4 protein-coding genes are annotated in these 5,121 nt (G+C 70.5%); 2 read left to right on the forward strand and 2 right to left on the reverse strand.

What is annotated here, in order from left to right:
• Both DW299_RS14020 and DW299_RS14025 read left to right on the forward strand, forming a co-directional pair.
• Positions 1 to 2,451: bifunctional [glutamine synthetase] adenylyltransferase/[glutamine synthetase]-adenylyl-L-tyrosine phosphorylase (locus DW299_RS14020; protein ID WP_136036953.1), on the forward strand; the 2,451-nt coding region annotated here is incomplete at its 5' end.
• A 47-nt stretch (positions 2,452 to 2,498) separates the two neighbouring features.
• Positions 2,499 to 3,419, forward strand: a complete 921-nt coding sequence (locus tag DW299_RS14025) for a diacylglycerol/lipid kinase family protein (RefSeq protein ID WP_136036954.1) — start codon at positions 2,499 to 2,501, stop codon at positions 3,417 to 3,419.
• Here the strand turns inward: DW299_RS14025 and DW299_RS14030 are convergent, their stop codons facing one another.
• Positions 3,420 to 4,565 (reverse strand): AI-2E family transporter, encoded by a 1,146-nt coding sequence (locus tag DW299_RS14030; RefSeq protein ID WP_136030295.1) that lies wholly within the window; start codon positions 4,563 to 4,565, stop codon positions 3,420 to 3,422. It lies immediately after the preceding gene.
• Between the two features lie 96 nt (positions 4,566 to 4,661).
• Positions 4,662 to 5,027 carry a hypothetical protein gene (locus tag DW299_RS14035; RefSeq protein WP_136036955.1) on the reverse strand — a complete coding sequence of 122 codons (366 nt, stop codon included), beginning with the start codon at positions 5,025 to 5,027 and terminating at the stop codon, positions 4,662 to 4,664.
• Positions 5,028 to 5,121 lie beyond the last annotated feature (94 nt).

Genomic DNA, 5,121 nt, shown 5'->3' on the forward strand with positions numbered 1-5,121 from the left:
GCGAGATGGCCGTCAGAGCGCCCAGCGCCATGGTGTCGCTGTGCGGTAGCGCGGGCGCGGCTGCGCGCGAGCACCGGCCACGACGAGCTCGCCGCGACCCGGCTCGCGATCATCGGCATGGGCAAGGCCGGCGCGCGGGAGCTGAACTACGTCAGCGACGTCGACGTCATCTTCGTCGCGGGAACCGCCGATGACGCGGTCGTGTCGGAGGCGCGGGCCATCGACATCGCGACGCGACTGGCGCGCGAGACGATGCGTGCCCTCAGCGCGATCGAGGTCGAGCCGCCCCTGTGGGAGGTCGATGCGGCGCTGCGGCCCGAGGGCAAGCAGGGGGCGCTGGTGCGCTCGCTCGCCTCGCACGCCGCCTACTACGACCGCTGGGCGAAGGGGTGGGAGTTCCAGGCGCTGCTGAAGGCACGGCCGCTCGCGGGAGACCCCGTGCTGGGCGCGGAGTACATCGCGGCCGTGCAGCCCCTCGTGTGGTCGAGCGCCGCGCGCGAGGAGTTCGTCGAGAACGTGCAGCGCATGCGCGAACGGGTCATGGAGCACATCGATCCGGAGGACGCGCCGTACCAGCTCAAGCTCGGCGCGGGCGGTCTGCGCGACATCGAGTTCACGGTGCAGCTCCTGCAGCTCGTGCACGGGCTGACCGACGAGACGCTGCGCACCCGCGGCACGCTGGAGAGCCTCGACGCCCTCGTCGACGGCGGGTACATCGGCCGGGCGGATGCGGCGACCTTCGCCGCCGACTACCGCGTGCTGCGGCTCATGGAGCACCGGTTGCAGTTGCGCGAGCTCTCCCGCACGCACCTGATGCCCCGCACGCCGGCCGGACGACGGTTCCTCGCCCGCGCGACCGGACTGGCCGACAGCGGCGACGCCATCTGGGCGCGCTGGGAGGCCGTGCGCCGCGAGGTGCGCGAGATCCACACGCGCCTGTTCTACCGCCCGCTGCTGAGCGCGGTCGCCGGTCTGCCGGAGGAGGAGCGCACGCTGTCGCTGGAGCAGGCGCACGACCGGCTCGCGGCGATCGGGTTCCGCGACCCGGCCGGGGCGCTGCGCCACATCGGTGCCCTGACGCGAGGGTTGAGCCGCAAGGCCACGATCCAGCGGCACCTGATGCCGATCATGGTGCGCTGGTTCGCCGACGGCAGCGACCCGGACTACGCGCTCCTGGCGTTCCGTCGCATCAGCGAGCGGCTGGGCGACACCTCGTGGTTCCTGCGGATGCTGCGGGATTCCTCCGGCGCGGCCGAGAGTCTCACGCGGCTGCTGTCGTCGTCGCGCTACATCGGGGAGCTGCTCGAGTGGATCCCGGAGTCCGTGGCCTGGCTCGACAGCACGGAGCGCCTGCGACCACGTGGCGCGGAGGCGCTGGACGAGGAGGCGCGAGCGATCCAGACGCGGCACGAGACGGTCGCGGACGCGCTGCGGGCGGTCAGGGCCCTGCGGCGGCGCGAGCTGCTGCGCACGGCCATGGGCGCGGTGCTCGATGTGCTCACGATCGAGGAGGTGGCGACGGCCCTCACCGACATCACCGCCGCGACGATCCAGGCCGGGCTGCGCGCGGTGATGCGTGAGGTCGTGCCGCCGGAGGACGCGGCGCTCGACTTCGCCGTGATCGCGATGGGCCGGTTCGGCGGTGGCGAGCTCGGGTTCGGCTCCGACGCGGACGTGCTGTACGTGTACGACGCGAACGGCGTGGATCCGCAGCGCGCCGAGAAGCTCGCCACGAAGATCGTGGCGGGTCTGCGCGAGCACCTCACCGACCACCGGCTGCCGCTGGAGCTCGACGCCGGACTGCGTCCGGAGGGGCGCAACGGTCCGCTGGTGCGCTCGTTCGACGCGTACACGGCGTACTACCGTCGCTGGTCCCTGTCGTGGGAGGCGCAGGCGCTGCTGCGCGCGCAGGGCGTCGCGGGGAGCGTCAAGCTGATCGCGCGGTTCACGGAGCTCGCCGATTCGATCCGCTACCCCGACACGGTCGACCTCCAGGGGCTGAGGGAGATCAAGCGCATCAAGGCGCGGGTCGAGGGGGAGCGGCTACCGCAGGGCACGGATCCGCGACGGCACCTCAAGCTCGGGCCGGGAACCCTGAGCGACGTGGAGTGGCTCGTGCAGCTGCTGCAGCTGCAGCATGCGGCGGAGGTGCCGGGACTCCGCACCACCTCGACACTGCGGGCGCTGGACGCGGCGGTGGCTGCCGGGCTCGTGGAGGAGGAGGACGCGGAGCGTCTGCGGGCCGCCTGGCTGCTGTCGAGCCGGCTCCGGTCGGCCATCACCCTGCTCACCGGACAGACCAGCGACGTGCTCCCGGCCGACCGCCGGCAGCTCGACGCGCTGGCGCGGCTGCTGGGCTACCCGAACCGCGCGGCCACGCAGCTCGAGGAGGACTACCTGGGTGTCACGCGCCGGGCTCGGCGGACCTTCGAGCACCTGTTCTACGGGTGACTGTCAACCGAGTTGCGGGAACGGCTCCGGTCGCCCAGGCTGAGCGCATGACGTCTTCTCCTCTGGCAGTGATCTGGAACCCCACGAAGTCGGACAGGGCGGTTCTCGAGGAGGCCGTCCGGCTCGCGTTCGGCGATGACGCGGACATCCGCTGGTGGGAGACCACCCCGGAGGACGCGGGCCGTGGCATGGCGGCGGAGGCGGTCGCGGAGGGCTGCGACCCGGTCATCGCGGTAGGCGGAGACGGGACCATCCGAGCGGTCGCGGAGGCCCTCGCGGAGACCGGGGTCGCCCTCGGCATCGTGCCGCAGGGCACCGGCAACCTCCTGGCCCGCAACCTCGGCATCCCCCTGGAGGGCGTCCTTCCCGCGCTGGAGCACGTCCGCGACAGCGAGCCGCGGAACATCGACCTCGGATGGGTCGAGATCGACGGGGAGGAGCACGCGTTCTCGGTCATGGTGGGCTTCGGCGTCGATGCCCAGATGCTGGTGGAGACCAATGACGACCTCAAGGACCGCGCGGGATGGCTCGCGTACGTCGAGGCGATGGGCCGGGCACTCGCCGGCACGGAGATGACCGACATCACGCTGCAGCTGGACGACGGTGAGCCGCAGGAGCTGCGTGGGCACACCCTCCTGATCGGAAACTGCGGCATGTTGCAGGGCGGTATCCGACTGCTGCCCGACGCCCTCGTCGACGACGGGCTCCTCGACATGCTGCTGATCAGCGCCGACGGTCCGCTCCAGTGGCTCGACACCGTCCGCTCCGTGGTGTGGGACAACGGCATCCGACGGATTCTCGGGAGTGTCGATCAGGCGGTGAGCACGGACTCCACCACGCACGTCTCCGCCGAGCGCATCGAGGTGCGCCTTGCGGCTCCGCAGATGTTCGAGATCGACGGCGAGGAGGTCGGGGAGATCTCGTCGTTCGCGGTGCGCGTGCAGGCGGGCGCCGTCACCGTCCGCTGATCACGCGACCGTCACGGCCGGTGGTGTCTTCTTCCTGTCCTGTGTCGGGAACACCACCTTCTGCACGATGATGATGATGCTCGCCGCGATCGGGATGGCCACCAGCGCGCCGAGGATCCCGCCGAGCGCACCACCCGCGACGGCCGCGATCACCACGAGAGCCCCCGGAACGGCGACCGCGCGGCTCATGATGCGGGGCGACAGCACGTATGCCTCGATCTGCATGTACACGAGGTAGTAGATGATCGCGATGAGCGCGGTCGTGGGCGACTCGAACAGGCAGATCAGCGAGATGATGATCGATGCCGACAGGGTTCCGACGAGCGGGATCATCGAGCCGATGAAGGCGATGAGGGCCAGCAGCGCCGGCACCGGTGCGCCGATGATGCTGAGGAAGATCAGGCTGAGCACGCCGTTGGTCAGGGCGAGGCTCGCCTGACCGATCACGTAGCGACCGACCGCGCTCGAGACATCCTCCAGGAGTTCGCTGAACGTGTCGCGCTGGTAGGCGGGCACGAAGCGAGCGGCGACGCGCTTCATGCTGCGCAGCGACGCCATGAAGTACAGCGTCAGGATCAGGACGATGGTGACGCCGGTGATGCCTCCGGCGATCCCGGCGCCGACCGCGAAGACACCGCCGCCGATGTCGAAGAAGTTGTCGGGGTCCTGCACGAAGCCGAGCACGCCGTTGACGGCATCGGTGATGGTCGAGCCGAACTGGGCGCTCATGTCCTTGTACCAGTCCGTCTTCATGAAGTCCTCGATCATCTTCGGACCGTCTTTGATCAGGTTGGTGATCTGTTCGACGAGGATCGGGACGATGGCGAGGATGATCCCGGCGAACGCGAGGACGACGCCGGCGACGACGATCGCGACGGCGGCGGGACGGGGGAGCTTGCGCTCGATGCTGGTGACGATGGGGTCGAGTCCGAGCGCGAGGAAGATCGCGACGCCGATGTAGACCAGCACGGTCGCGAGCTGATTGACGATGCCGCCGATCGCGAGAGCGACCAGGACGCCCAGGGCTCCCAGCAGCCCGAACATGAACGGGTTTGCTCTCGCCCCTGCGACCACCGAGGTGGGGGAGCGGCGCTGGGCCGATACGGTCTGCGCCTCGTCGGTCGCGATGATTCTCCTGCGGCGCATGTCCCCTCCAACTGTGCGTGCTCGCACTCGATCTTGCTCCACACCGGGGCCCGGCGCGCTCAGCGACACCCGATGGCGTGCGGCTGAACGCCGGGCCTAGTCGTCCGAGCCCTTGCCCTGCGAGCCTGTGCCCTTATCGCCCTTGCCGGGCGTCTCGACCGCGGCTCGATCGTGCGTGGTCGGCGAACCCTGGTCCGCGGAACCCGGCTTTCCGCCCCTCGTGCCCTCGCCGTTGCCTTTCGCTCCTTTGCCCTTGCCCTTGCCGTTGTCCTGCTGTGCAGCCGGGTTGTCGTCGGCATGGTCGGTCGCGTGCTCGTCGCCGACGGACTCGACGGTGAGGGACTCGGCGGGGGCGGGAGCGACGGCCGCGGGCACCTCGACGACGGTGGGCGGGGCCGTCTCGGCGGCCGTGGGCGACTCGACGGAGGAGATCCCGCTGAGCACGGCGCCGGAGCTCGCCACGGCTTGAGTGCCCTGGCCCGACAGCGACACCGCGACCGTGGTGACGGCTCCGATGGCGACGACGGCGGCGAAGAGCAGACTGTCGCGTCACCAT

Origin of the sequence: Microbacterium sp. K35, from assembly GCF_004794375.1 — a bacterium.
GTDB lineage: Bacteria > Actinomycetota > Actinomycetes > Actinomycetales > Microbacteriaceae > Microbacterium > Microbacterium sufflavum.